This window comes from Phyllobacterium sp. RCAM01083 (genome assembly GCF_055685835.1).
This window is the reverse complement of the sequence record NZ_JBVFZN010000003.1, coordinates 336,384-360,339: the sequence shown is the minus strand read 5'-3', so window position 1 is coordinate 360,339 and position 23,956 is coordinate 336,384. Positions and strand designations below refer to the sequence as shown.

25 protein-coding genes are annotated in these 23,956 nt (G+C 61.3%); 17 read left to right on the top strand and 8 right to left on the bottom strand.

Annotated features, from left to right (window positions below; translation table 11 throughout):
- Positions 1-24 precede the first annotated feature (24 nt).
- The 11 genes from ACZ25R_RS03235 (at position 25) to ACZ25R_RS03185 (ending at position 9,964) form a co-directional block, all read left to right on the top strand.
- Complete coding sequence (locus ACZ25R_RS03235; protein WP_403181982.1) at positions 25-723, top strand: hypothetical protein; 699 nt, start codon at positions 25-27, stop codon at positions 721-723.
- 166 nt (positions 724-889) lie between these two features.
- Positions 890-1,315: a hypothetical protein gene (locus ACZ25R_RS03230; protein ID WP_223614728.1), complete on the top strand. Its 426-nt coding sequence runs from the start codon at positions 890-892 to the stop codon at positions 1,313-1,315.
- Between the two features lie 95 nt (positions 1,316-1,410).
- A complete protein-coding gene (locus ACZ25R_RS03225) occupies positions 1,411-1,782 on the top strand; it encodes a YbaN family protein (RefSeq protein ID WP_472460027.1) in 372 nt (123 codons plus the stop codon).
- 251 nt (positions 1,783-2,033) lie between these two features.
- Positions 2,034-2,513: a GNAT family N-acetyltransferase gene (locus ACZ25R_RS03220; protein WP_472460026.1), complete on the top strand. Its 480-nt coding sequence runs from the start codon at positions 2,034-2,036 to the stop codon at positions 2,511-2,513.
- Positions 2,514-2,551: 38 nt separating this feature from the next.
- Positions 2,552-3,577 carry a glycoside hydrolase family 3 N-terminal domain-containing protein gene (locus ACZ25R_RS03215; protein WP_472460025.1) on the top strand — a complete coding sequence of 342 codons (1,026 nt, stop codon included), beginning with the start codon at positions 2,552-2,554 and terminating at the stop codon, positions 3,575-3,577.
- 33 nt (positions 3,578-3,610) lie between these two features.
- Positions 3,611-5,263: an ABC transporter substrate-binding protein gene (locus ACZ25R_RS03210; RefSeq protein ID WP_472460024.1), complete on the top strand. Its 1,653-nt coding sequence runs from the start codon at positions 3,611-3,613 to the stop codon at positions 5,261-5,263.
- Between the two features lie 55 nt (positions 5,264-5,318).
- The gene (locus tag ACZ25R_RS03205) at positions 5,319-6,296 is read left to right on the top strand and encodes an ABC transporter permease (RefSeq protein ID WP_105733352.1); all 978 of its coding nucleotides are present in this window, start codon (positions 5,319-5,321) and stop codon (positions 6,294-6,296) included.
- Between the two features lie 15 nt (positions 6,297-6,311).
- Positions 6,312-7,190: an ABC transporter permease gene (locus tag ACZ25R_RS03200; RefSeq protein WP_223614936.1), complete on the top strand. Its 879-nt coding sequence runs from the start codon at positions 6,312-6,314 to the stop codon at positions 7,188-7,190.
- Entirely contained in the window at positions 7,187-8,002 is an 816-nt protein-coding gene (locus ACZ25R_RS03195; protein ID WP_472460023.1) for an ABC transporter ATP-binding protein, read from the top strand. Before ACZ25R_RS03200 ends, ACZ25R_RS03195 begins: the two co-directional genes overlap by 4 nt.
- Positions 7,999-8,925: an ABC transporter ATP-binding protein gene (locus tag ACZ25R_RS03190; RefSeq protein ID WP_472460022.1), complete on the top strand. Its 927-nt coding sequence runs from the start codon at positions 7,999-8,001 to the stop codon at positions 8,923-8,925. Before ACZ25R_RS03195 ends, ACZ25R_RS03190 begins: the two co-directional genes overlap by 4 nt.
- A gap of 136 nt (positions 8,926-9,061) precedes the next feature.
- Positions 9,062-9,964 (top strand): AraC family transcriptional regulator, encoded by a 903-nt coding sequence (locus ACZ25R_RS03185; protein ID WP_105733355.1) that lies wholly within the window; start codon positions 9,062-9,064, stop codon positions 9,962-9,964.
- Here ACZ25R_RS03185 and ACZ25R_RS03180 read toward each other — a convergent pair.
- From ACZ25R_RS03180 to ACZ25R_RS03155, 6 genes are all read right to left on the bottom strand, one after another.
- Positions 9,961-11,037 (bottom strand): ABC transporter ATP-binding protein, encoded by a 1,077-nt coding sequence (locus ACZ25R_RS03180; RefSeq protein WP_472460021.1) that lies wholly within the window; start codon positions 11,035-11,037, stop codon positions 9,961-9,963. The genes ACZ25R_RS03185 and ACZ25R_RS03180 overlap by 4 nt on opposite strands.
- A complete protein-coding gene (locus ACZ25R_RS03175) occupies positions 11,034-11,969 on the bottom strand; it encodes a PfkB family carbohydrate kinase (protein WP_472460020.1) in 936 nt (311 codons plus the stop codon). The genes ACZ25R_RS03180 and ACZ25R_RS03175 overlap by 4 nt, the downstream gene beginning before the upstream one ends.
- Positions 11,970-11,973: 4 nt before the next feature.
- Positions 11,974-12,996 carry an SIS domain-containing protein gene (locus ACZ25R_RS03170; RefSeq protein ID WP_472460019.1) on the bottom strand — a complete coding sequence of 341 codons (1,023 nt, stop codon included), beginning with the start codon at positions 12,994-12,996 and terminating at the stop codon, positions 11,974-11,976.
- Positions 12,993-13,838 carry a carbohydrate ABC transporter permease gene (locus ACZ25R_RS03165; RefSeq protein WP_130271882.1) on the bottom strand — a complete coding sequence of 282 codons (846 nt, stop codon included), beginning with the start codon at positions 13,836-13,838 and terminating at the stop codon, positions 12,993-12,995. The genes ACZ25R_RS03170 and ACZ25R_RS03165 overlap by 4 nt, the downstream gene beginning before the upstream one ends.
- Entirely contained in the window at positions 13,838-14,719 is an 882-nt protein-coding gene (locus ACZ25R_RS03160; RefSeq protein WP_464664817.1) for a carbohydrate ABC transporter permease, read from the bottom strand. The genes ACZ25R_RS03165 and ACZ25R_RS03160 overlap by 1 nt, the downstream gene beginning before the upstream one ends.
- Before the next feature lie 216 nt (positions 14,720-14,935).
- Positions 14,936-16,174 carry an extracellular solute-binding protein gene (locus ACZ25R_RS03155; RefSeq protein ID WP_472460018.1) on the bottom strand — a complete coding sequence of 413 codons (1,239 nt, stop codon included), beginning with the start codon at positions 16,172-16,174 and terminating at the stop codon, positions 14,936-14,938.
- Positions 16,175-16,396: 222 nt separating this feature from the next.
- Here ACZ25R_RS03155 and ACZ25R_RS03150 point away from each other — a divergent pair, with 222 nt between their 5' ends.
- Positions 16,397-17,611 carry an ROK family transcriptional regulator gene (locus ACZ25R_RS03150; RefSeq protein ID WP_403182029.1) on the top strand — a complete coding sequence of 405 codons (1,215 nt, stop codon included), beginning with the start codon at positions 16,397-16,399 and terminating at the stop codon, positions 17,609-17,611.
- On the opposite strand, the gene aptA is transcribed toward ACZ25R_RS03150, so the two are convergent.
- Positions 17,612-18,940 carry an omega-aminotransferase AptA gene (aptA, locus tag ACZ25R_RS03145; RefSeq protein WP_288192075.1) on the bottom strand — a complete coding sequence of 443 codons (1,329 nt, stop codon included), beginning with the start codon at positions 18,938-18,940 and terminating at the stop codon, positions 17,612-17,614.
- 150 nt (positions 18,941-19,090) lie between these two features.
- Here aptA and ACZ25R_RS03140 point away from each other — a divergent pair, with 150 nt between their 5' ends.
- Positions 19,091-19,639, top strand: a complete 549-nt coding sequence (locus tag ACZ25R_RS03140; protein WP_223614742.1) for a cupin domain-containing protein — start codon at positions 19,091-19,093, stop codon at positions 19,637-19,639.
- On the opposite strand, the gene ACZ25R_RS03135 is transcribed toward ACZ25R_RS03140, so the two are convergent.
- Positions 19,640-20,227: a LuxR C-terminal-related transcriptional regulator gene (locus tag ACZ25R_RS03135; RefSeq protein WP_223614743.1), complete on the bottom strand. Its 588-nt coding sequence runs from the start codon at positions 20,225-20,227 to the stop codon at positions 19,640-19,642. It abuts the gene before it with no gap.
- Between the two features lie 82 nt (positions 20,228-20,309).
- Between ACZ25R_RS03135 and ACZ25R_RS03130 the strand changes: the two genes are divergently transcribed.
- The 4 genes from ACZ25R_RS03130 to ACZ25R_RS03115 all read left to right on the top strand — a co-directional run bounded on the left by ACZ25R_RS03130 (position 20,310) and on the right by ACZ25R_RS03115 (position 23,954).
- Positions 20,310-21,056, top strand: a complete 747-nt coding sequence (locus tag ACZ25R_RS03130) for a CoA transferase subunit A (protein ID WP_472460017.1) — start codon at positions 20,310-20,312, stop codon at positions 21,054-21,056.
- Position 21,057: 1 nt separating this feature from the next.
- A complete protein-coding gene (locus tag ACZ25R_RS03125; RefSeq protein WP_463012673.1) occupies positions 21,058-21,699 on the top strand; it encodes a 3-oxoacid CoA-transferase subunit B in 642 nt (213 codons plus the stop codon).
- A gap of 330 nt (positions 21,700-22,029) precedes the next feature.
- Positions 22,030-23,238 (top strand): efflux RND transporter periplasmic adaptor subunit, encoded by a 1,209-nt coding sequence (locus ACZ25R_RS03120; RefSeq protein WP_472460016.1) that lies wholly within the window; start codon positions 22,030-22,032, stop codon positions 23,236-23,238.
- A complete protein-coding gene (locus tag ACZ25R_RS03115; RefSeq protein ID WP_288192073.1) occupies positions 23,235-23,954 on the top strand; it encodes an ABC transporter ATP-binding protein in 720 nt (239 codons plus the stop codon). Before ACZ25R_RS03120 ends, ACZ25R_RS03115 begins: the two co-directional genes overlap by 4 nt.
- Positions 23,955-23,956: the final 2 nt, after the last annotated feature.

Sequence of the window (23,956 nt, the reverse complement as noted above, 5' to 3'; positions counted from 1 at the left end):
CCAGATCGCAAGGAACATGTGAAGATGAACCAGTTTCTGACACATACGCTCGCCGCATCGGTGATTGTCGGCGCCGGATTGACACTATTTGCCCTCCCTGCATCCGCAGCGAGCACCGCTGCCCAGTCTGTCACCAAGGAGTGCAGCACGAAGTACAATGCGGCCAAGCAGGCGGGTACGCTCAATGGCCAGAAATGGCCGCAGTTCCTGTCGACCTGCAGTGCGAGCCTGAAGACCGATGCTGCGGCACCGGCTCCTGCGGCCACGGCACCGGCGGTCAAGCAGGCCCAGGATGCCACCAAGCCGGCCAAGACCCCGGCAATGGCAGCAGCGCCGGCAGCAGCCGGAACCATGTCGGCCAAAGCCGTGACCAAGGAATGCAGCACCCAGTATCAGGCAGCCAAAACCGCCGGTACATTGAAGGACCAGAAGTGGCCGCAATTCCTGTCGGCGTGCAGCGACAGCCTCAAGGCAGACAAATCCGATGCGGCAACGCCGCCGGAACCGGCCGCCGCGCCAGCCAAGGCGACCGCCGGCAAAGCGGGCGCAGCCACCGAAACCGCCGCCAACGGCAAACCTTTGTCTGCCGGTGAAATTGCATTCCGTTCCCGCATTCGCGAATGCGGCGATGAGTGGCAGAAGGCAAAGGCTGCCAACAAGGTCGCCGGCCAGACATGGCCGCAATACTGGAGTGCTTGCAACACCCGCCTGAAGTCTGAATAGGAACAACCTGCCATTCGGCAGGCCGCGATTGAATTCCAAGCACGCCCGGACGGCCAATTGCCTGTCCGGGCGTTTCTGCTTGCAACGTCGTGGCATTTCTGGCGTCATCCAACGCTCACAGAGGCGGTATAATATCCGGCTCTGCGCTCGCAAACAGGAGAATGCCATGCCGATCCAGGATCTGGTGAACACCATAGCCACCCAAGCCAATCTCGATCCGCAGGCAGCGGAAAAGGCGGCAGGAACCGTGCTGTCCGTGCTCCAGCATGAAGCTCCGGAACAGGCAGCCAGCCTCTTTGCCAAGATGCCGGGCGCGGCCCAGTTGGCGCAGAGTTTCGACGTCATGGCTGCTGGCAATCAGTCGGGCGGGCTCATCTCCAGCATAACCGGGTTTCTCAGCGGCGCTGCGGGTGAAAAAGTCGGCGCGCTGGTCAATGGCATGGCGGCGCTCAAGGCCAGCGGCTTGACGGTGGAGCAGATTCAGCAGGCGGGTACCGCTGTGATCGCCCATGCCAAGCAATCCGCCGATCCGCAGCTGGTCGACAAGATCGTTGCGTCGGTTCCCGGCCTGAAGGGACATTTTGGTCTCTGAAGCAATGGGGTTGATGCGGTTGCTTGCTGACAACCGCATCGCCACCGGATAAACCGCTTCTCGTATCGCCAGGGGCTAGCGAAGGAGCGGGCAGAATGAACGGAACGCGACGCGCGTTTTACTTCGCGCTTGGCTGGGTGATGGTGGCGCTCGGCTTTATCGGCGCGCTCCTTCCGGTCATGCCCACCACCATTTTCCTGATCATCGCCGCCTGGTGTTTCGGCCGTTCTTCGCCGCGTTTCGAGAAATGGCTGCTGGAACACCCGGTCTTCGGCCCGACTCTGGTGCAGTGGCAGCACCACGGCGCCATTCCGCTCCGGGTGAAATGGATTGCCTCCGGCGGCATGGCGTTCGGTTACGGCTCCTTCTGGTATTTTGCTCGGCCGACGCCGCTTCTCGGCGGTGTCGTCATGTTGTTCTTCATCGCCTGCGCCGTTTATGTCGTTTCCCGCCCGACCGGAAAATGACGGGCGACCTCGTGCGAATCGAAACGCCCATTCAAGGCCATTGACGTCCCGTCGGCGATGCAGGGAGGTTCCGTCCTGCGGATAAGCGGGATCGCGCAAACCCGGAAGTTGCAGGAATCGGGTGGACAGCGGGCGCGCGGGAGAGATGCCGCCCCGAAAAACAGTTGACAAGCGTGCGCAAAAATCCAACTCTATTACATTAAAAGGGGATATATTCCATTACAATGGAATTATTTGGATGAGGAGCAGCGGTGTCTGATTTACTTGTAAGCTTGTACACCGACAAGCTGGCCGAACTGAAGACCAAGGCTGACGGCGTTGCTGTGACCATCCGTCCGGTGCTTGCGCCCGAGGCGCAACTGGTCACGGACTGGGTCCGCGAACATTTCAGCGCCAATTGGGCCAGCGAAGTCACGGTTGCCATCACCCGCCAGCCCTCGGCCTGTCTCATCGCCATCGAGGATGGCGCGCTTGCAGGATTTGCCTGCTACGACGCGATAGCGCGCGGCTTTTTCGGCCCGACGGGCGTCCATCCCGACAAGCAGGGAAAGGGTTTCGGCCTTGCCCTCTTTTCAGCCTCCTTGCAAACCATGAAAACGCTCGGCCATGCCTATGCGTTCATCGGTGATGCCGGTCCGGTGGACTTCTACGTGAAGGCCGCCGGCGCCATCGAAATCCCATCCGAAAACAAAGGCATCTATCAGGGCATGTTGCGCGCCAAGCGAACCTGAAGCCTATCCCCCATCACAGTTCCCATGGAGTGAATACAGTGTCCAGCCAATTGCCTCTCGCCCTGTTCGTCGGCATTCCCAACCCGGTCCTGTCATCCGATGAGATCGCGCTGTTTCGCGAGACCAACCCGCTCGGCCTCTTTGTCGGCCGCCGCAACCAGCGTGAGCCCGAGCAGGTCAAGGCATTGATCGAAAGTTTCCGCGAGGCTGTCGGGCGTGCCGATGCGCCGGTCTTCACCGACCAGGAGGGCGGCCGCGTTCAGCATCTCGACGCCGGTCCGTGGCCGCTGTTCCGCAGTTTTGGCGAGTTTGCCCGTCTCGCCCGGCATGATCTTGAGCTGGCGCGAAAGGCGCTGCGGCTCTCTTCCCGTGCCATGGGCACCATGATGGCCGAGCTTGGTCTTTCCAGCGGCTGCTCGCCGGTACTCGATCTGGTGTTCGATACCACAAGCGACGTCATCGGCGCCCGGTCGTTCGGGGCTGATCCGGAACGCGTGACGCTGCTCGGCCGCGAGGTCATCGACGGTTTGCTGGAGACGGGCAACATGCCGGTCATGAAGCACATCCCGGGCCACGGCCGCGCCACGCTGGATTCCCACAAGGAGCGGCCGGTCGTCGATGCGAGCAAGGAAACCCTCCTTGCCACGGATTTCAAGCCGTTCATCGATCTCAAGGATACGCCCTGGGCGATGGTGGCCCATGTGGTCTATTCGGCCTATGACAAGGAGCAGCCAGCTTCCGTCTCTCCCGTCATGCTGGATGTCATCCGCAAGGACCTGGGGTATGACGGCGTCCTCATCTCCGACTGCATTTTCATGAATTCTCTGACCGGCACCATGCCGGAGCGCGTCGCGCAGGTTCTCGACGCGGGCTTCGATATCGCGCTGCACAGCCATGGCGATCTTGCGGACAGCGAAGCGGCGGCGAAGGCATCCCGCCCGCTGACCGCAGACGCCGCCCGCCGCATCGCCGCCGCCAATGCCCGGCTTGGATCGCTGAAAGTCGATGTCAAGGCGGTGCATGCGGAAGTGGAAGACATGTTTGCGGGTGCACTGGTCAGCTGATCGTCTTTAATCAATAAAAACAGGGGAATACGCATGTCGAGAAACCGTCTGTTTGCAGCAGCTTCTGCAATGATGCTCCTGTCTGTGCCTGCCATGGCGCAGACAGTGCTGACCGTCAACATCGAGCCGGCCACCACCTGGGTGCGCAATTTCAATCCGTTCAACCAGACGTCGGCCCGTCAGAGCACGCTTGATTTCATTTATGAGCCGCTCGTCGTTTTCAACCGCTTCGACAACAACAAGCCGAACTATCGCCTCGCCGAAAGTTTCAAGCTGGCGGACGATCTGAAGAGCATCGAGTTCAAGCTGCGGCCGGACATGAAATGGTCGGATGGCAAGCCGCTGACCTCGGCCGACGTCAAATTCACCTATGACTATCTGCAGAAGTTCCCGGCGCTGGATTTCGTCAGCATCTGGAAATTCATCAGCGGCGTCGAGGTTGTCGACGCGCAGACCGTTCGGTTCACGCTGGTCAATCCAAGCTCGCTGGCCGCCGACCAGCTGGTGCAGGTTCCGATCATCCCGGAACATGTCTGGAAGGACATTGCCGATCCGGTGACTTTCGCCAACGAGAATCCGGTCGGCAGCGGCCCGATGACCGAGATTGCCCGGTTCACCGGCCAGACCTACGACCAGTGCCGCAATCCGAACTATTGGGATGCCAAGGACCTCAAGATCGACTGCATGCGCTTCCCGCAATTGGCCGATAACAACCAGATCCTGACCGCAACCGCCAATGGCACGCTCGATTGGGGTGTGTCGTTCCTGCCGGATATCGAGAACACCTATGTGGCAAAGGACCCCAAGAACTTCCACTACTGGTACACGCCGGGCAGCATGGTTGCTTTCCTGTTCAATCTGGAAACGGCCAACGCCAACAACCGCAAGGCCTTCAACGACGTGAAATTCCGCCGCGCGGTCAGCATGGCGCTGGACCGCAAGGGCATGATCGACGTGGCCGGTTACGGCTATCCCACGCTGAACGACGATCCCTCGGGCATGGGCGAACTGTACAAGAACTGGTCCGATCCGTCTGTGCTCACCGACTTCGGCAAATACGGCAAATATGACACGGACGCGGCCAAGGCCCTGCTCGACGAGGCGGGCTATGTCGACAAGGACGGCGACGGCTTCCGCGACAACCCCGATGGCACCAAGCTGTCGTTCTCGCTGATCGTGCCCAATGCCTGGACGGACTGGATCGACACGGTGCAGATCGCCATTGAAGGCATGCAGGCGGCCGGGCTCGATGTGAAGATCGCAACGCCGGAAGAAGCCGTCTGGTCGGGTAACCTGATCAACGGCAATTTCGACATGGCCATCAACAGCCTGCCGGCGGCGGCCTCGCCTTACTATCCCTATCAGCGCGCCTATAACGAGCAGGACAAGGGCAAGACCCGCTTTACCGCGCAGCGCTGGTTCAACCCTGATCTTGCCAAGCTGATGGTGGATTTCACGCGGACCGCTGATCCGGCTGAACAGAAGACCGTGATGAACAAGGCCCAGCGCATTGTTGCGGAAAACCTGCCGATGATGCCGGTGTTCAACAATCCGAACTGGTATCAGTACAACACCAAGCGGTTCACCGGCTGGTCGACAAAGGAGCACCCCTTCGTCAATCCGTCGATCACCCGCAACAACCCGGCGCGTCTCATCCACCTCCTGGCGCTCGAGCCGGTCAAATAGGCATCGCACAGGCGGGGACGGGTGAAACCTGTCCCCGCCGCGATGGGAGATGCATATGGCTTTTTTGCTTCGACGCCTCGGATTCTATCTGGCTGCCTTCATTGCGGCTGCCACGATCAATTTCTTCCTGCCGCGCCTGATGCCGGGGGATCCGATCCAGATCATGTTTTCCAGCACCGGCACGGAACTGTCGGCGGAAAATCTCGCGTCGCTGAAACTGACGTTCGGCTTTGTCGACGGGCCGCTCTGGCAGCAGTACCTCACCTATCTCAAGAGCATTTTTACCGGTGACCTCGGCCGGTCGATCAAATATTTCCCGCTGCCGGTGACGGAGGTTCTCGGCCACGCCCTGATCTGGACCGTGGCGCTGATGGGAACCGCCACGCTGATCAGTTTCACGCTTGGGACATTCCTCGGCATTCTCGCCGCCTGGCGGCGCGGCAGTGTCTTCGACGTTGTCGTGTCCGTCGGCGCGATCTTCGCCACCTCCGTTCCGGCGGTGGTCACGTCGCTCATCGTACTCTTCTTCTTCGGCTTCACGCTCAACTGGTTCCCGACCGGCTATTCCGCCGATCCGGCGCTCGATCCCGCGTTCTCCCTGACCTATATCCTCAGCGTGCTCTATCACGGCATCCTGCCGATGCTGACCCTGTGTACGGTGCTGACCGGCGGCTTTGCCGTCACCATGCGCAACAACATGATCAATCTTCTTGGCGAGGATTATATAGTCATGGGGCGGGCCAAGGGGCTTTCCGACAGCCGGGTCATGATCTGGTATGCGGCGCGCAATGCACTGCTGCCAACGGTCAGCAGTCTTGCCATCGCCATCGGCACCGTGCTCGGCGGTTCGCTGGTGACCGAAGTCGTGTTCAACTATCCCGGCCTCGGCAATATCCTCTATCAGGCCATTCTCGCCCGCGACTATCCCGTCATTCAGGGCCAGCTCCTGATCATGACCATCGCCATGCTTGTCGCCAATTTCATCGTGGATATCAGCTATGTGCTGCTCGATCCGCGCCTGCGGAGGACATGAGCCATGCAACCTCTCATCGCCGGACTTGTCCGCAACCGCAAAGCCCTGGTCGGCATGATCATTCTTCTGATCATCGTCCTGATCGCCCTCGCGGCACCGCTGCTGACAGAGTATAACCCGGCAGCGCGCGTCGGCCGGCCGCATCAGCCGCCATCGGCCGAGCATTGGCTCGGCACCACGCGCATCGGCCAGGATGTCTTTGCCCGGCTGATCTACGGGGCGCGGACATCGCTTGCCGTCGGCTTCGGCGCCGGGCTCCTGATCACGGTGCTGGGCACGGCGCTCGGCATCATTGCCGGGTATCGCGGCGGCAAGACGGATGAAGTCATCAGCTTCTTCACCAATATGGTGCTGGTGGTGCCCAACCTGCCGCTGCTGCTGGTGCTTGCCTCCTTCATCGGTCAGGCCAGCCCGCTGGTCATTGCCATCATCCTCGGCTGCACGTCCTGGGCCTGGGGCGCGCGCGTTACCCGCGCCGAAACCCTGTCGGTCAAGCAGAAGGATTTCGTCAAATCGGCCGAAATGATGGGCGAGCCGCGCTGGCGCATCATGACCTTTGAAATCTTCCCCAATCTGATTTCCATCGTCGGCATCAACTTCATCGGCAGCGTTATTTTTGCGATCATCACGGAAGCAACGTTGGAGTTCCTTGGTCTTGGTGATCCCAAGACCGTGTCCTGGGGCATGATGCTGTATAACGCGCAAAAAGCGTCAGCCCTGTCCGTCGGCGCCTGGTGGGATATCCTGACCCCGTGTTTTGCTCTCGCGCTGCTGGGGATCGGCCTGTCGCTGCTGAACTTTGCCGTCGATGAGATCGCCAATCCGCGCCTTCGCACGGGAAACAGCATGAGCCGCTGGTCGGCACTGATCCGCTCCGGGGAGGGCCGCCTGTGACTGCACCGCTGCTTCAGGTGAAAAACCTCACCATCGACTATATCGGCGACACCTTGGATTTCCGCGCTGTGGACGATGTCAGCTTCGACGTCGCCCGCGGCGAAGTCTTCGGTCTTGCCGGAGAATCCGGTTGCGGCAAGAGCACCATCGCCTTTGCCATCAGCCGGCTGCACAAGCCGCCGGCATTGATCCGCTCCGGCCGGATACTGCTCGAGGACAGGGATGTGCTCGATCTCAACCCGGCACAGCTGCGGGATTTCCGCTGGCGTGAAGTGGCCATGGTGTTCCAGAGCGCCATGAATTCGCTCAATCCCGTGCTGCGCGTCCAGGAACAGTTTTATGACGTGCTGCGCACGCACCAGAAGATGAACAGGGCGCAGGCGCGCGAGCGGACGGCGGAGATGCTGCGTCTTGTCGATATTCCGCCGGATCGCATGAAGGACTATCCGCACCAGTTTTCCGGTGGCATGCGCCAGCGTATCGTCATTGCCATTTGTCTCGCGCTCAATCCGAAGATCGTCGTGATGGACGAGCCGACCACCGCGCTCGATGTGGTGGTGCAGCGCGAAATCCTGCAGCGCATCAACGAACTGCGCCGCACCTTCGGTTTTTCCGTGCTGTTCATCACCCATGACCTCGGCCTGATGGTGCAGTTCTGCGACCGCATCGGCATCATGCTGGCGGGCAGGCTCGTGGAGCAGAACACCGCGGAAAACATTTTTGGCGCGCCGCAGCACGACTACACCAAAAAGCTCTGGGCTTCCTTCCCGTCGCTGCACGGAGAACCGGTGATGGAGAAGGTATCGATATGAGCGATCCGCAAACCGCTATCCTTGCGCTCGACCGCGTGTCGAAGTCCTTCGGCACGGCGCCCTTCAAGGTGAATGCGGCGCAGTCGGTTTCCTTCGAGCTGCATGCCGGCCGGACCCTTGCGCTTGTCGGTGAATCCGGCAGCGGCAAGACCACCTGCGCCCGGCTGGTGATGCGGGAATACATGCCAAGCGAAGGCCAGCTGCTGTTCAAGGGCAAACCTGTCGCGACCGACAACGCCAGGGCGCTCGCCGCCTATCGCCGCTCGGTGCAGATGATCTTCCAGGATCCGTTTTCCTCGCTGAACCCGGCCCATACCATCGATTATCACCTGCGCCGCCCGCTGCAGCTGCACCGGCGTGACCTCAAGGGAAAACAGGTTGATGCTGCCATCGAGGAACTGCTGACCCGGGTCAAGCTCGACCCGAAAATCGTCGCGCGCAAACACCCGCATGAACTGTCGGGTGGACAGCGCCAGCGCGTCAACATCGCCCGCACGCTGGCGGTCGGCGCCGAAGTGATCGTGGCGGACGAGCCGACATCCATGCTGGATGTCTCGGTGCGTCTCGGCGTGCTCAACCTGCTCAACGAGATGAAGCGGGACATGAAGCTTGCGCTACTTTATATCACCCATGACATCGCCACTGCCCGCTACGTCGCCGAGGACATTGTCGTCATGTATGCCGGCCAGATCGTCGAATGGGGCAATGTCAACAAGGTCATCGACAACCCGCAGCATCCCTACACCCGGCTTCTCCTGTCGGCGGTGCCCGATCCGCAGATGCGGTTCGACGATCCGAAGGCGCAATTGAAGGCGGCCAATGTCGACGAAGTCCGGCGGTTGTCAGCGGTGCCGCAGGATCGCATCGTCGCTATCGAGCCCGGCCATTTCATCCGCCAGATCGCAAGCGGCAGGGCGGCGTAGAGCGCGCCGTCGCGATTGACCAAAACTGCCGGATGATTGCACAATCCTCCAAAGCGGATCAAAGCTGGCGGTTCGGCTCTGGTTCGCGCGCGTGATGACACCTAGATAGGGTGGGCATTACCCGAGGAGAGCTGCCGTGGACAAAATTACCGAGCTTGCACAATTGATCGAAAAGCACACGGGTGCCGATGGGTTGTTTTCGACGGATATTCCGCGCCTGAACCTCGCCCGTGCCACGGCACCGACGGAGCCGAACCATGTGGTGCATGAACCGGCGGTCTGTGTGATCGCCCAGGGCCGCAAGCGCACCATGCTGGGTGACGAGGTCTATTATTATGACAAGGCGACCTATCTGACCGTTTCCGTTGATCTGCCGATTGTGGGTCATGTCATCGAAGCGTCGGAAGACGAGCCCTATCTGTCGCTGCGCCTTGACCTTGATCCCACCATGCTCAGCGCATTGCTGCTGGAAGCGCCGAAGGAAAGTTTCAGCAACCAGCTGCCCGACCGCGGCATGTCGCTCAATCCGATGGGGCCGGACCTGCTCGACAATGTCGTGCGGCTTGTCCGCCTTCTCGATACGCCGAAGGACATTTCCATGCTGGCGCCGCTGACCGAGCGTGAACTGCTCTACCGGCTCCTGACGGGCGAACAGTCCGGCCGCCTGCGCCAGATCGCCCAGTCGGAAAGCCGCCTGCATCAGGTGAACAAGGCCATCGGACTGATCAAGCGCAATTTCCGCAAGACGCTGCGCATCGAGCATGTGGCCTCCGAAGCCAATATGAGCCCGTCCTCCTTCCATCAGCATTTCAAGGCGGTGACGTCGATGAGCCCGCTGCAATACCAGAAGCAATTGCGGCTGCAGGAAGCACGGCGGCTGATCCTCAGCCAGTCGCTGGACGCGGCAACGGCAGGCCACGCGGTGGGTTATGACAGTCCGTCGCAGTTCAGCCGCGAATATGCGCGCCTGTTCGGCCAGCCGCCGCTGCGCGATATCGCCCGGCTGAAGGACATGCCGGACTATCTGCTGGAAGGCTAGAGCCGCCTATCGGTCGCCTTGTCGAAAATGTGCAGGGCACCGGCATCGATGGCAAAGCGCTGGGCCATCTCGGCTGTCACCGCCGATTTCGGTGGCAGGCTGGCGGTCAGGCGCTGGCTGCCGATGGTTGATGTGACCACCAGTTCGGGGCCGGTCAGCTCCACCACCTCGACCATGGCATCGATGCCGAGCGCCGCATCGCCAGCCGGAGCAAGGCTGAGGCTTTCGGGGCGGATGCCGATGACGACATCGCGTGCCTGACCGGCCTTTTCCCGGATATCGGCGGGAAGCGCAAAGCCGCTCAGCGATCCGTCAATATGGGCGATACCCTCGGCGACCGTGGCCTCCAGCATGTTCATCGGCGGCGAGCCGACGAAGCTGGCGACATAACGGGTGGCCGGGCGGTTGTAGATCTCATCAGGCGTTGCCAATTGCTCGATCTGGCCGTCGCGCATCACGGCGATGCGGGTTGCCAGCGTCATCGCTTCGATCTGGTCATGGGTGACATAGACAATCGTCGTCCCCAGCATCAGGTGCAGGCGCTTCAGTTCGGTGCGCATTTCCATGCGCAGTTTCGCATCGAGGTTCGACAGCGGCTCGTCGAACAGGAAAATTTGCGGATCGCGCACCAGAGCCCGGCCGATGGCGACGCGCTGGCGCTGGCCGCCGGAAAGTTCGGAAGGCTTGCGTTCAAGCAGGTTTTCGATCTGCAGGATTTTTGCGGTCTTGCGCACGGCGTCCGTGCGTTCGGCCGCCGGAACCTTGCGCATTTCCAGCCCGAAGCCGATGTTGCGCGCCACCGACATGTTCGGATAGAGCGCGTAGGACTGGAACACCATGGCGATGTCCCGGTCCTTCGGATGCACGCCGGTCACGGAGCGGTCGCCGATGCGCACGTCGCCTTCGGTTGCTTCCGCCAGCCCCGCAATGATGTTGAGGAGCGTGGACTTGCCGCAGCCGGAGGAGCCGAGCAGCACCAGGAACTCGCCGCTGGCAAGCGACAGGTCAATACCTCTCAGGGTTTCGATGACGCCGTAGCGTTTCCTGATGTCGATGAGTTCAAGGGCGCTCATTGCGCATTCTCCGGCGTGGTGTCGAGGTCATGGCTGTCATAGCGGCGCGGTACGGTCGAGATGGCTTTGGACGCCACATGGACACCGGCGGCGATGCAGTGTTGCAGGGGCATTTCCCGCGCAAGGGCGGCCAGGAAGGCCGCATTGAAAACATCGCCGGCGCCGATCGTGTCGGCAACGGACACCATCGGTGCATCGGTCGTCACCAGCTGATTGTCCGGACCGATGGCCAGGGCACCGTCCGATCCGCATTTGACCACGACGATGGCGTTTTCCGGCATCAGCGCCTTCAGCGTGCGCGCCGCGTCTGCGGGCTCGATGCTGTTGGCAAGCCGCGTTGTTTCCACCTCGTTGAACAGGGCGCAGTGACAGCGCGACAGCCATCGGCGGGTCGCCGCACGGTTGGCGTCGCTCCAGCCGTCGGCTGGCCAGCCGGTATCGAGCGCGACGCGGATATCGTTGGCATCGGCCCAGTCAAACAGCGCGTCATAGTCCGCAACGAGCGCATCGGTCAGGAATGAACCGCACAGGAGGACATGACCGCCGCGCAACCGGTGCGTGTCCAGCATGGCGAGCACATCCGGGCAGGACAGGGCGCCGAGATGGCCGCGCGTCGTGAAGAACGTGCGCTCGCCATTGGGGTGGGTAATGCCGACGGACAGGGTTGTTCCCATCGGGGCGACAGGCCAGCGCTGGCCGCGCACGCCGAATTCCTCGCGCAGCCATTGGCCGAACTGGTCGCTGCCGACATTGGCGGCGATCTGGAAGTCGATGCCGAGCCCTTCCCAGGTCAAAGCCGAATTGCCGGCCGAACCGCCGACACGCAGTTCGTCGTAATCGACCATGATCTCGGTGCCGGGCGTCGGCCAGGGGTCGGCGGGGCCGAGGATCAGGTCCACGTTGACGTTTCCAATGACGGCCAGTGGGCGCATGATCCTATTCGCTCCGCGTAATCTTGGTGGAGCGCACGGGCGTTCCGACATCGGCGACCCGTTCACCGGCAAAGGCGATCATGAAATGCTGCGCGGCGGGCAGCAGCGCGAAAATGGCGGCGATCCCGGCAGCTTCTCCGGCATTGACGGTGGTAACGCCATCAATCGGCTTTTCGCCCGAGGCCTCGAACACCACCACAGGCGATCCTGCTTCGCACGCAGACACAGCCATTCCGGCAACCAGTCCGGCGGTGGCATCCTTGCCGCGGAACAGCACGACACCGACCTTTGGGCCAAGCATTTCCATCGGCCCGTGCCGCAGTTGCCCGCCTTCCAGCGAGAAGCAGGGGATGCGCGACAGTTCGGTGAGGCCGAGCGCTATGGCTTCTGCAACACCCTGCAGACGGCGCCCCGATGTAACCACCGAGGAAACATCGGAGAGTGTTTTGACGGCCGCATCGATCTGCGCTGTGCTGCCGCGTTGAAGGCGCTCGAGCGCTGCCGAGGGATCGTCGCCAAGCGCTGTCAAAACAGCAAGATGCAGAGCAAAACTGACGGTCAGGCTACGTGTAGCGGCAAAGGCGTTTTCGGTGCCGCCGGCACCCACGAGCGAGGGCACGGTGCGGGCCAGCGTCGATCCGCCTTCGAGCGTCAGGCCGAACGTATCGGGCGCCACGCCCGCTTCGGCAAACCAGCGCAGCACTTCGGCGCTTTCACCGGACTGGGACGTTACAAACACTGTCTTGCCGCTTATCGGCACCGGCTGCCCGAGCTGTTCCGACAGGGGCAGTGCCACCGCATCGATCCCCAGGCTGCGATAGAGCGGCTCGACGGCCCGGCTGACCGCGTGGGAGCCCCCCATGCCGAGCAGAAGGAGGCGTCCGGTCTTGCGCAGCGATTGGGCGATTGTTGTGGCAAGCGGCTTTGCCGCTTCGAAGGACGCGATTGCATCGGCATTCTGCCGCGCCATTTCCTTTTCGATCGCCACAAGGCCGGCGGGCCGGTTCTGGTCAGATGTCATGCTCATCCCTTGACGCCGCCATTGGTCAGGCCCGAAATCAGGGCACGCTGCATGAACAGACCGATGATCAGCGGCGGCAGGGCGGCCAGCACACCCGCTGTGGCGATCAGTCCGTAATCGGAGACCCGGCCGCCTGCAAGATCGGCGATGGCGACGGTGAGGGTCTTGGCCCGCTGGTCGGAGGTGAACAGCAGGGCATAGAAGAATTCATCCCAGGCGAGCAGGAAGGCAAAGAGCGCCGCCGTGGCCATAACGGGCGCAGCCAACGGCAGGGTGATCAGGCGCAGGATCTGGTCAAGCCGCGCACCATCGACCGTCGCGGCGCTTTCGATTTCGCGCGGAATGGAATCGAAGCCGGATTTCATCAGCCATGTGGTGAAGGGCGCAAGGATGGTCAGATACACCAGGGCCAGTCCGAAAACATTGTTGAGAAGACCTAGGGCTGACAGTGCCATATAGAGTGGAACGGCGAGCGCCACCGGCGGCAGCATGTAGGTGGCGATGACCGCATAGAGGGACCAGCCGACGCTTGGCGTGCGCGACACCGCCCAGGCCGAGGGTATGGCGACAACAAGCGCCGCCGCTGTTGCCATGCCCGCCACTTTGAGACTGTTGAAAAGCGAGGCGACAAATGCCTCCCCGGCGCTGTTGGCGACGCTCGACAGGAGAACGCCATAGCGTGAGAGGTCGATGGTTTCGGGCCACCAGCGCAACGGCTTGGTGATGAGGTCGGTGGTCGACGAAATGCTCATGATGAACAGCCAGACCACCGGCGCAAGGATGACCGCCGCCAGCAGGAGCGCTGCGGCATGGACAAGGATCGTGGCTGTCAGGCTGCGGCGTTCCATCAGGAGGCTCCTGCGCTTTTTCGGATCAAGGCGGCATAGGCGACGGCAAGAACGGTGACGAGAAGCGTGACGATCAGGGCAAGCGACGCTCCGGACCCTGCGCGCTGAAACGAGAAGGCTTCCTGATACACGAGGATGGACAGCGTGCGGGTGCTGTTAGCCGGGCCGCCGCGCGTCATCACCCAGATGAGGTCAAAGACCTTGAATGCTTCGATGGTGCGCAGGACCAGCGCCACCATCAGCGGGCCGGCGAGATAGGGCATGATGACGAAACGGAACCGGGACCAGGCACCGGCACCGTCCACCATCGACGCAGCCGTGATGTCACGCGGCACGGCCTGCAGCGCGGCGAGCGCGATCAGCGCCACCAGCGGAAAATTCTTCCAGCAGTCTGCAACGATGAGGGCGGTCAGTGCCGTGCCGGGCTCGCCGAGCCATGAGCGATAGGTATCGAGAAGGCCGATCTGCGTGAGCGCCGCGTTAAGCGCGCCATATTCCGGGTTGTAGATCAGCCGCCACAAGGTGGCATTGACCACAGTGGGGAGGGCCCATGGCAGGATCATCAGCGCCCGCAAGACGGAGCGGCCATAGAACTGCTGGTTCAGGAGCAGAGCGGCGAGAACGCCGATCACCATTTCCGCTGCGACCGAAAGCACGGCGAACAGCGTGGTGGTAACGAGGGTCCGCTGAAAATTCGAACCGGACAGCATTTTCACGTAGTTGTCGAGGCCAACGAAGCTGCCTGCCGTGCCGACCAGTTTGGCATCGGTAAAGGAAAGGCGCACGGTATCGACCAGCGGCCAGCCGATAATCGCAATCATGACGATGAGAAGTGGCAGCATCAGGAGCCACGCGCGTGTCGTAATCCAATTGCTCGTCATGAAGGAACGCCTGTTTCATCAATTCGTGGTGTCAATTCACCCCCCCTCTGGGCTGCCGCCCATCTCCCCCACAAGGGGGGAGATCAGCCAGCTTAAGCGACATCAAGCACACTTCACCATGACAAATCGCTCAAGAGCTTCATGTCGATGTGATCTCCCCCCTTGTGGGGGAGATGCCCGGCAGGGCAGAGGGGGGTGAAGCAGCACGTCGCGGTATCACAGGCCGCTGTTTGCGGCGGCTGTCTTGAGCGCATCTTCCGGCTTGGCCTGGCCGAGCAGCGATTCCTGCACTGCCTGCTGCAGGGCGGTCGACAGCTCCTGATATTTTGGCGTCGTCGGGCGCGGATACATCACCGCAAGGCTCTGCTTGGCGGCAGCAATCAGCTCTTCCTGGCCCTTTGAGACCGCGGGATCCGCATAGGATGATGTCCAGATCGGCAGGCTCAGCTTGGCATACTGGTTCTGTGTCTGCTGCGAGGTCATGAACGCAATATACTTCCAGGCCTCATCGGGATGCTTGCTGGTGGAGGTGATGCCGAGGCCCATCGAGCCGTTGACGGCGGAGACGGCACTCTTGCCGTCGATACCCGGAGCGGGAACAACGCCGACCTTGCCGGCGACCTTGCTGTCCTTCGGATCATTGGCCATGTTGTACATGTAGGTCCAGTTGAGCGCGAAGGCGGCTTCGCCGTTCTGGAATATGCGGCGCACGTCCTCCTCCAGGAATTCCTTGGAGTTGGGGTTGGTCAGGCCGGACTTGTAGCTGTCGACCATGTAGTTGAGGGCATCGAGGCCGCCGCCCGACTGGAAGACGGGCTTGCCGTCCTTGATGAAGCTGCCGCCATAGGCACTGACCAGCGTGGCGTAATCGCAGATCGCGGCTTCCGCCTGCGACCAGCTCCAGGCGATCGGTGTTGCCAGGAGGCCCTTGTCCTTGATGGTCTTGGCCTGCTCGGTCAGTTCCGCCCAGGTCTTCGGCGGGTTCTTGATGCCGGCCTTTTCGAGGATTTCCTTATTGTAGAACAGGTACTTCGTGTCGAGAATCCATGGCATGCCATAGCGCTTGCCCTGATACTCCACCGTGGTCCATGCACCGGGAAGCACGCCGGTCTTCATGTCGCCGGTAATCTTGTCCGAGACGTCAAGCAGCACCTTGTTGGTGGCGTATTCCGCCGGCCAGATCACATCGAACAGAACCACGTCGTAACCGCCGCCCGAGCCCTGGGCCAGGACGGTCTTGTCGTGCAGGCCTTCATAGGGCACGAATTCGAGGTTGACGGTGACATCCGGATTGGCCTTGGTGAAGGCCTCGCTCATCGCGCGGACATCGGCTTCGCTATAGGCAGCCTGCGCCATGAAAAGCGCGTTGATCTTGGTTTCTGCATGGGCGGGAGAGGCAAGCGCTGCTCCCAGAAGTGTTGCGCCAAGCAGCGCGGTCTGGATGGATTTCAACATGGTACCTCCTATTTGGCTCTTGTGGCCCGGAACCTGTCCGTGATGAACGGGTGCCGGTTGGTGGTCATTATGCGCGGGAGCTTTTGTCATTCAGGACTGTCCGCGACGTGCCTACGTCCAGCCAGTGCTCACGTTCCCCAAGACTCTTGCGGTCTTTTGATTAAATCAATTGTTTTGACTTATTTCTTGATCAATATTGATCTGGTGTCAAGAGGGGGCGGAATGGACGCGAGAAAATCGATCCGGGCCAAGAGCGGAACCAATCTGGGTGGTGCGAGCGCACACAACCGTCGCATCATGATCGATGCGCTGCGGGTCAATGGCGCCTTGTCCCGCGCTGACCTTGCCCGTGCCACTGGACTGACCCCGCAGACCGTGTCCAACATCATCGAGGAACTGGCCCGGGACGGACTCGTGCAGTCGCAGGCCAGTGTCCGCAAGGGCCGGGGCCAGCCTGCCACACCGTACCATCTGGTGCCCGATGGCGCTTTCGCCGTCGGCTTGCAGATCGACCGGCATGTCACGCGCACCGTCATCGTCAACCTGGTTGGCGACGTGCTGGTGCAGACGGAATCCAAATTACCCTCCGGCGGCCCGGCGGAAGGGGTTCTTGTCATTCTCGATATCGTCAAGAAGGCCTGTGAAACGCTGACAGCGCAATTCCCGCATGCGGCGAGAAAGCTCGTCGGGCTCGGCCTTGCCATGCCCGGCCCCTTCGGCATCAATGAGCTCTATGACGATCCATGGATGATGACAGCCTGGCAGAACTTTCCGCTGGCCGAACGGATAGCCGAAGGCACCGGCCTCGAAGTTGCCCTGCAGAACGACGCCTCGGCGGCGGCAACGGCGGAAAGGCTGCTGGGCGCCGCCCATGGCCTTGACCATGTCGTGTGCATTTATCTCGGCTATGGTCTTGGCGCCGGACTGATCCTCAATGGCGAGATCTATGGCGGCGCCTACTCCAATGCCGGCGAGATCGGCATGATGCTGGCGCTGGCTCCCGGCGACGATGCGAATGTCGAGCCGCTGGAGCACTACACGTCCATGGCCTCGCTGTGCAACGTGCTGGGTATCGACCCTTCGGACCCCCGGCTTTTCGCGCTGGTCACCGATGCGGTGGTCAATGGTGGTCCCGAAGTGGAGCGCTGGATCGACAACGCGGCGGACCGGCTGCGCCGCACCGTTCAGATGCTGGAATCGATCTTCGATCCGCAGACCACCATTCTGTGCGGCGGCGCGCCCAAAGCGCTGATTGACCGCCTGATCGAGCGGATGGGGCCCCTGATGCCGTCGATAGCGGACCGGGCTCTGCGCTACCCCGAGCCCCGCCTTCAGGCAGGGCTCGCTGATCCTTGGTCAGTCGCCTTGGGAGCGGCAGCGGAGCCGATCGCGCGGGCCTTTGACCCGCGCTTCTCGGCAATTCTGAAAACGCCCTGATCAGGCGGCGTTCTTGATCGCGTCGCCCAGCATCGACACGATGGTGTCGATCTGTTCCTTCTCGACGATCAAGGGTGGCGACAGCGCGATGATATCGCCGGTCACGCGCACCAGCAGGCCTTTCTTGAAGCAGTCGGTGAAGACATCGTAGCCGCGAGCACCCACAGCGTCGGGACGCGAGGCGAGTTCTATGCCGGCAACGAGGCCAATGGTGCGGATGTCGACAATACCGGGCAGGCCCTTGAGACTGTGGATCGCATCCTGCCAGTGCTCTGCCACATCAGCGGCGCGGGTCAGAAGCCCTTCCTCCTCGTAGACTTCCAGCGTGGCCAGACCGGCCGCGCAGGCGACAGGATGCCCGGAATAGGTATAGCCATGGAAAAGCTCGATCTGGCTCTCGGGGCCATGCATCAGTGCGTCGTAAATGGTTTCGCTGGCAAACACCGCGCCCATGGGGACCGCACCATTGGTCAGGCCCTTGGCGGTGGTGACGAGATCGGGCACCACGCCGAAGTAGTCTACGGCAAACGGAGTGCCGAGGCGGCCGAAGCCGGTGATGACTTCATCGAAAATCAGCAGGATGCCATGCTTCTGGCTGAGTGCGCGCAAACGCTCGAGATAGCCCTTCGGCGGCAGGAGAACGCCTGTTGACCCCGCAACCGGTTCGACGATGACTGCGGCGATGGTTTCGGCACCGTGCAGCGCGACCAGCCGCTCCAGATCGTCGGCCAGATCAGCGCCGTGTTCAGGCAGGCCTTTGACGAAGGCGTTGCGGACGGGATCGTGCGTGTGGCGGATATGGTCGGTGCCCGGCAGGAGCGGGAAGACGCGGCGGTTGTTGACAAGACCGCCGACGGAAATGCCGCCGAAGCCGACACCGTGATAGCCGCGCTCACGGCCGATCACCCGGGTGCGCGTGCCCTGTCCTATGGCGCGCTGATAGGCGATGGCGATCTTCAGCGCGGTATCGACGGATTCCGAGCCGGAGCCGGTGAAGAATACTTTTGTCAGGCCGGCCTTCTTGCCGCCCGGCGCGTGCGCCGCAAGTTTTTCGGCAAAGTCGAAGGCGAGGGGGTGGCCCATCTGGAACGACGGCGCATAGTCCATGGTGATCAACTGGCGCGCCACGGCATCGGCGATCTTTTCGCGCCCGTGCCCGGCATTGACGCACCAGAGGCCAGCCGTGCCATCCAGCACCTGTCCGCCATCGACATCGGTGTAGTACATGCCCTTGGCGGAGGCGAGCAGGCGCGGAGCTGCCTTGAACTGCCGGTTCGCCGTGAAGGGCATCCAATAATTTTCGAGAGATGGTGTATTGCTCATGAGCATGTGGGGCGACTCCTCTTCTCATCACAGGGAGCCATGCTTTCTATTCACCAACAAGTCCTTTTCTATATTCATATAAAGCATTGATTTTACTGAATATGTCATTCATAAATTCATTATATCGAACATGTAGAACAGCCAAAGGGGCATCCGATGCAAATTGATCTGGGCGGGCGTCTGCGTTTCCTGCGGCAAAGGCACAACCTGTCGCAGCGCGAACTGGCCAAGCGGGCGGGCGTGACCAACTCCACCATCTCGCTGATCGAGTCCAATCAGACCAATCCCTCGGTCGGTGCGCTCAAGCGCATTCTTGATGGCATTCCCATCGGCCTGTCCGAATTCTTCGCCCTTGAACCTGACCGCAAGCAGAAGGTGTTCTACGAGGCGGGTGAACTGGTCGAAATCGGCAAGGGCAACATCTCCTATCTGCAAATCGGCGAGAACCTGTTCGGCCGTGCCCTGCAGATCCTGAAAGAGCGCTATGAACCCGGCGGCGATACGGGCCGGGTCATGCTCGTGCACGAGGGGGAAGAGGGCGGTGTCGTCATCAGCGGGCGGATTGAAGTGACCGTCGACGACCAGCGGCGCATTCTCGGCCCGGGCGACGCCTATTATTTCGAAAGCCGTCAGCCGCACCGCTTCCGCTGTGTCGGCCCCAATCCCTGCGAGGTCGTCAGTGCCTGCACGCCGCCGACATTCTGATCAGCGCAGGGATGAAAACCATGCGATGAGTTCGGCGCTGTTGTGCAGCCCGAACGCGCGCATGATGCGGGCGCGGTGCGCCTCGATGGTGCGTTTCGACAGGCCGATTTCTAGGGCAATCTGCGCATTGGTCTTGCCTTGGGAAACAAGCGTCAGCACCTGCTTCTGCCTGTCGGAAATGAGGCTGGCATTGCCTGCCACCGTCCGGTTCATCGGTTCGAAGCAGTAGAGCGCTTCGGCAAAGGGATCGGCGTGGTTGCCGCTGCGTCCGCGCACCCGGCACCAGAAGCTGGCGCCGTCGCGCCGCCGCATCACCCGCTCGTCGTAATAGACGCGCCCGCCGGCGAAATTCGTTCGCCACATTTCTCCTGTACGCACGAAGTCGGTGATCTTGGGATAGAGGCGGCTGAAGCTCTGGTCGATCAGTTCGCCGCGTTCATAGCCGAAGGTCTCGGCGAATTCGAAATTGCAATCGCGTATGATACGGTGTGTCGCATAGACCATCGGCACCGGCATGTCGGTCAGCACGAAGCGTTTTGCGCTTCCTGAAACGGCAATGTCGGAGATAGGAAACTCGGCTGTGGTCATGCAGTATTAATACGACTACCTGTGCCATCAAGACAAGCCATACCGTTGCGGCAACGGCAGCGTTCAGACCCTGCCGCAGAGGATGCAGAACAATGGGAGAGTGTTCTTGAAAAAAGTACGATCAAATGTAAGCGATGCGCTGGATGGCGTGCTGTTTGACGGCATGACGATCATGGCGGGAGGCTTTGGCCTGTGCGGCATTCCGGAAGCCCTGATCTATGCGATCCGCGATTCCGGCGTGAAGAATCTGACGGTCATCTCCAACAATGCGGGCGTTGACGGTATCGGTCTTGGCGTGCTTCTGGAAACCAGGCAGATCCGCAAGATGATCTCGTCCTATGTCGGCGAGAACAAACTGTTCGCCCAGCAGTATCTTTCCGGCGAACTGGAGCTGGAATTCAATCCGCAGGGCACGCTGGCCGAGCGCATCCGCGCCGGTGGCGCGGGTATTCCGGCGTTCTTCACCAAGACCGGCGTCGGCACCATCATTGCCGACGGCAAGGACGTGCGCGAGTTCGATGGCGAGTCCTATGTGATGGAACGCGGCCTGTTTGCCGACCTGTCCATCGTTCACGCCTTCAAGGGCGATACCGAAGGCAATCTCGTCTACCGCAAGACCGCCCGCAATTTCAATCCGATCATGGCGACAGCCGCCAAGGTGACGATTGCCGAGGTTGAAAACCTTGTGGATGCGGGCAAGATCGACGGCGACCATATCCATACGCCGGGCATTTTCGTCAAGCGCATCGTGCATGTGCCGAACCCTGTCAAACATATCGAACAACGGACGACCCGTCCGCGTCTTGTCGCTGCAAGCGAGGTGAACTGAGATGGCCTGGACACGTGATCAGATGGCCGAACGGGCCGCGAAAGAACTGCAGGACGGTTTCTACGTCAATCTCGGCATCGGTATTCCAACCCTTGTCGCCAACTACATCCCGACCGGCATGAGCGTTCAGCTGCAGAGCGAGAACGGCATGCTCGGCATGGGCCCGTTCCCCTATGAGGGCGAGGAGGATGCCGACCTCATCAATGCGGGCAAGCAGACCATCACCGAACTGCCGACGACCAGCTATTTCTCCGGGGCCGACAGTTTCGGCATGATCCGCGGCGGGCACATCGACCTGTCGATCCTTGGTGCCATGCAGGTGGCGCGCAATGGCGATCTGGCCAACTGGATGGTTCCGGGCAAGATGGTCAAGGGCATGGGCGGCGCCATGGATCTGGTGGCCGGTGTCAAGAAGGTCGTCGTTGTCATGGAGCATGAAGCCAAGGGTGAAGCCAAGCTTCTGGAAGAATGCACGCTTCCGCTCACGGGACAGCGCGTCACCGATCTCGTCATCACCGATCTTGGCGTTTTCACGATCGAGCGGCGCGGTGAACCGAAGATGACGCTCATCGAGATTGCGCCCGGCGTTACCGTGGACGAAATCAAGGCAAAGACACAGGCGGCATTCGACGTCGCCCTGTAAGATATTTTACGTGTCATGCGAGTCGGCAGAGCGTGATCCTCTGCCGGCTCGCTGCTTTTCAGCGGGGGGCGCGGCCATTTTACCCCCGTTTTATCGGCAATTGGTCTGCAATGCTGACGCAATCTCGTCCTGCGATGATCGGGTCCAGGATGAATGACGACCGCCCCCGGGCGGTCAATAGTAAAAAGGCCATCGCATTGAAGTCTGTTTTTTGTGCGCTTATCTCACCCGAAGCGCTTTGGCGTATCATGCAACCGATCAAGCGAATGGCGTAACGGCGTGGATTCCTCAACAAACCAACCCGATCTGAGCAAGACTCTGGCTTCCATTGTGGACAATAAGAGGCGGCGGAACGTCTTTCGCAGGCATCCCTTTCTGTTTGGCGGCGGGCTTCTCGTCATCCTGGCTTTGGCGGCGGTGAGCTGGTTTTCGCGCGGGACCCACTATGACTACACCCAGAAGCCGCTGACCAGGGGCACGCTTTCCATCACCGTATCGGCGACCGGAACCGTTCAGCCGACCGAACAGGTGGATGTGTCCAGCGAGCTCTCCGGTACCGTGCGCACCGTTCTGGTCGACTACAACAGTTTTGTCGCCAAAGGCGACGTGCTGGCAACGCTGGATATCGACACGATCAGGACCAACATCGAGAGCTCGAAGTCAAAACTTCTGGCATCGCGTGCGCGGGTCGTGCAGTCGCAGGCGACGCTTGAGGCCAAGAAGAACGCGTTCGAGCGCATGACATCGCTGCAGGACAGCAAAGTTTCATCCGTGCGCGAGCTGGATGTGGCCAAGTCGGAATATGACTCGGCCGTCGCCGCGCTCGACGTTGCCAATGCGGAGGTAGCCGTTTCGGAAGCGGAACTGCAGGTCAACGAGACCTCCCTGCGCAAATCCAAGATCGTTTCGCCGATTGACGGCGTCGTGCTCAGCCGCTCGGTCGATCCGGGGGCAACGGTGGCTGCCGCCTTCCAGGCGCCCGTGCTGTTCAAGCTCGCCGGCAACCTGAAGAAGATGCAGCTGCAGGTCAATGTCGACGAAGCCGATGTCGGTCTGGTCAAGCCGCAGCAGGACGCGACCTTCAACGTCGATGCCTATCCGGACCGGACATTCCCGGCGAAGATTGTCAATATCCGGTTCCAGCCGGAAACCGTATCGAATGTCGTGACCTACAAGGCGATGCTGGCCGTCGAGAATGATGACCTTGCCCTGCGTCCCGGCATGACGGCGACAGCCTATGTCAAGGTCAGGGAGGTCAAGGATGCCCTGCTGGTGCCGAACGCTGCCCTGCGTTTTGCGCCGCCCAGCGCGCCGGCGAAAACCGAGGCAGCCGAAAGCCCTGAGCAGACGGCAAGCATCCCCGACACGGTGAAGAAGGAAGCCGGCGTGCAGCGGTCCGTCTGGGTGCTTCGTGCCGGCAAGCCGGAAAAAATCGAGGTGCGCGCCGGTGCGACGGACGGGCGCAACACCATCGTGCTCTCGGGCGGCGTCAAGGAAGGCGACGAGGTCATTGTGGCAGCGAGCACGCCGCCCAAATGACCATCCAGTCCGTGCAAAAAGCCGTGCCGCTGATCGAATTCCGCCGGATCACCAAGAGTTATGGAGCGGGCGAGGCGGCGGTCCACGCCCTGGCCGGGGTGGACTTTGCCATCGAACGAGGCGATTTCGTTGCCATCATGGGGCCGTCGGGTTCCGGCAAGTCGACGGCTATGAACCTGATCGGCTGTCTCGACCGGCCAAGCACCGGGCAGTATCTGTTCGGCGGCACCGGCATCGACCAGCTCGACCGGCATCAGCAAACGACGCTACGGCGCGAATTGCTGGGATTCGTCTTCCAGGGGTTCAATCTCCTGCGCCGCACATCCGCCGTGGAGAATGTGGAGCTGCCCCTCATCTATCGCGGCATGGGCGCTGCGGAGCGGCGCAAGCGCGCACTGGAAGCATTGCGGCAGGTGGGGCTGGCGGCACGCGCCAATCACGTCCCTTCGGAATTGTCGGGCGGCCAGCAGCAGCGTGTGGCGATTGCCCGCGCCATCGTCACCAACCCGCAGGTGCTGCTCGCCGACGAGCCGACCGGCAATCTCGACACGAAGACGAGTGTGGAGATCATGGAACTGATCTCCGGCTTTAACCGCGACAACGGCATCACCGTGATCATGGTCACGCACGAGCCGGATATCGCCGCCTATGCCAAGCGCATCATCCGCTTTGTCGATGGCCACATCCAGAGCGATGAACGCAGACAGGATATATAACC

What these genes read in the sequence shown, in the direction of transcription:
- ACZ25R_RS03235 (WP_403181982.1), top strand. Translation starts at nt 25, where the DNA reads ATGAACCAGTTTCTGACACATACGCTCGCCGCATCGGTGATTGTCGGC.
- ACZ25R_RS03230 (WP_223614728.1), top strand. Translation starts at nt 890, where the DNA reads ATGCCGATCCAGGATCTGGTGAACACCATAGCCACCCAAGCCAATCTC.
- ACZ25R_RS03225 (WP_472460027.1), top strand. Translation starts at nt 1,411, where the DNA reads ATGAACGGAACGCGACGCGCGTTTTACTTCGCGCTTGGCTGGGTGATG.
- ACZ25R_RS03210 (WP_472460024.1), top strand. Translation starts at nt 3,611, where the DNA reads ATGTCGAGAAACCGTCTGTTTGCAGCAGCTTCTGCAATGATGCTCCTG.
- ACZ25R_RS03205 (WP_105733352.1), top strand. Translation starts at nt 5,319, where the DNA reads ATGGCTTTTTTGCTTCGACGCCTCGGATTCTATCTGGCTGCCTTCATT.
- ACZ25R_RS03190 (WP_472460022.1), top strand. Translation starts at nt 7,999, where the DNA reads ATGAGCGATCCGCAAACCGCTATCCTTGCGCTCGACCGCGTGTCGAAG.
- ACZ25R_RS03180 (WP_472460021.1), bottom strand. Translation starts at nt 11,037, where the DNA reads ATGAGCGCCCTTGAACTCATCGACATCAGGAAACGCTACGGCGTCATC.
- ACZ25R_RS03175 (WP_472460020.1), bottom strand. Translation starts at nt 11,969, where the DNA reads ATGCGCCCACTGGCCGTCATTGGAAACGTCAACGTGGACCTGATCCTC.
- ACZ25R_RS03170 (WP_472460019.1), bottom strand. Translation starts at nt 12,996, where the DNA reads ATGAGCATGACATCTGACCAGAACCGGCCCGCCGGCCTTGTGGCGATC.
- ACZ25R_RS03165 (WP_130271882.1), bottom strand. Translation starts at nt 13,838, where the DNA reads ATGGAACGCCGCAGCCTGACAGCCACGATCCTTGTCCATGCCGCAGCG.
- ACZ25R_RS03160 (WP_464664817.1), bottom strand. Translation starts at nt 14,719, where the DNA reads ATGACGAGCAATTGGATTACGACACGCGCGTGGCTCCTGATGCTGCCA.
- ACZ25R_RS03155 (WP_472460018.1), bottom strand. Translation starts at nt 16,174, where the DNA reads ATGTTGAAATCCATCCAGACCGCGCTGCTTGGCGCAACACTTCTGGGA.
- ACZ25R_RS03150 (WP_403182029.1), top strand. Translation starts at nt 16,397, where the DNA reads ATGGACGCGAGAAAATCGATCCGGGCCAAGAGCGGAACCAATCTGGGT.
- aptA (WP_288192075.1), bottom strand. Translation starts at nt 18,940, where the DNA reads ATGCTCATGAGCAATACACCATCTCTCGAAAATTATTGGATGCCCTTC.
- ACZ25R_RS03140 (WP_223614742.1), top strand. Translation starts at nt 19,091, where the DNA reads ATGCAAATTGATCTGGGCGGGCGTCTGCGTTTCCTGCGGCAAAGGCAC.
- ACZ25R_RS03135 (WP_223614743.1), bottom strand. Translation starts at nt 20,227, where the DNA reads ATGACCACAGCCGAGTTTCCTATCTCCGACATTGCCGTTTCAGGAAGC.
- ACZ25R_RS03130 (WP_472460017.1), top strand. Translation starts at nt 20,310, where the DNA reads ATGCAGAACAATGGGAGAGTGTTCTTGAAAAAAGTACGATCAAATGTA.
- ACZ25R_RS03125 (WP_463012673.1), top strand. Translation starts at nt 21,058, where the DNA reads ATGGCCTGGACACGTGATCAGATGGCCGAACGGGCCGCGAAAGAACTG.
- ACZ25R_RS03115 (WP_288192073.1), top strand. Translation starts at nt 23,235, where the DNA reads ATGACCATCCAGTCCGTGCAAAAAGCCGTGCCGCTGATCGAATTCCGC.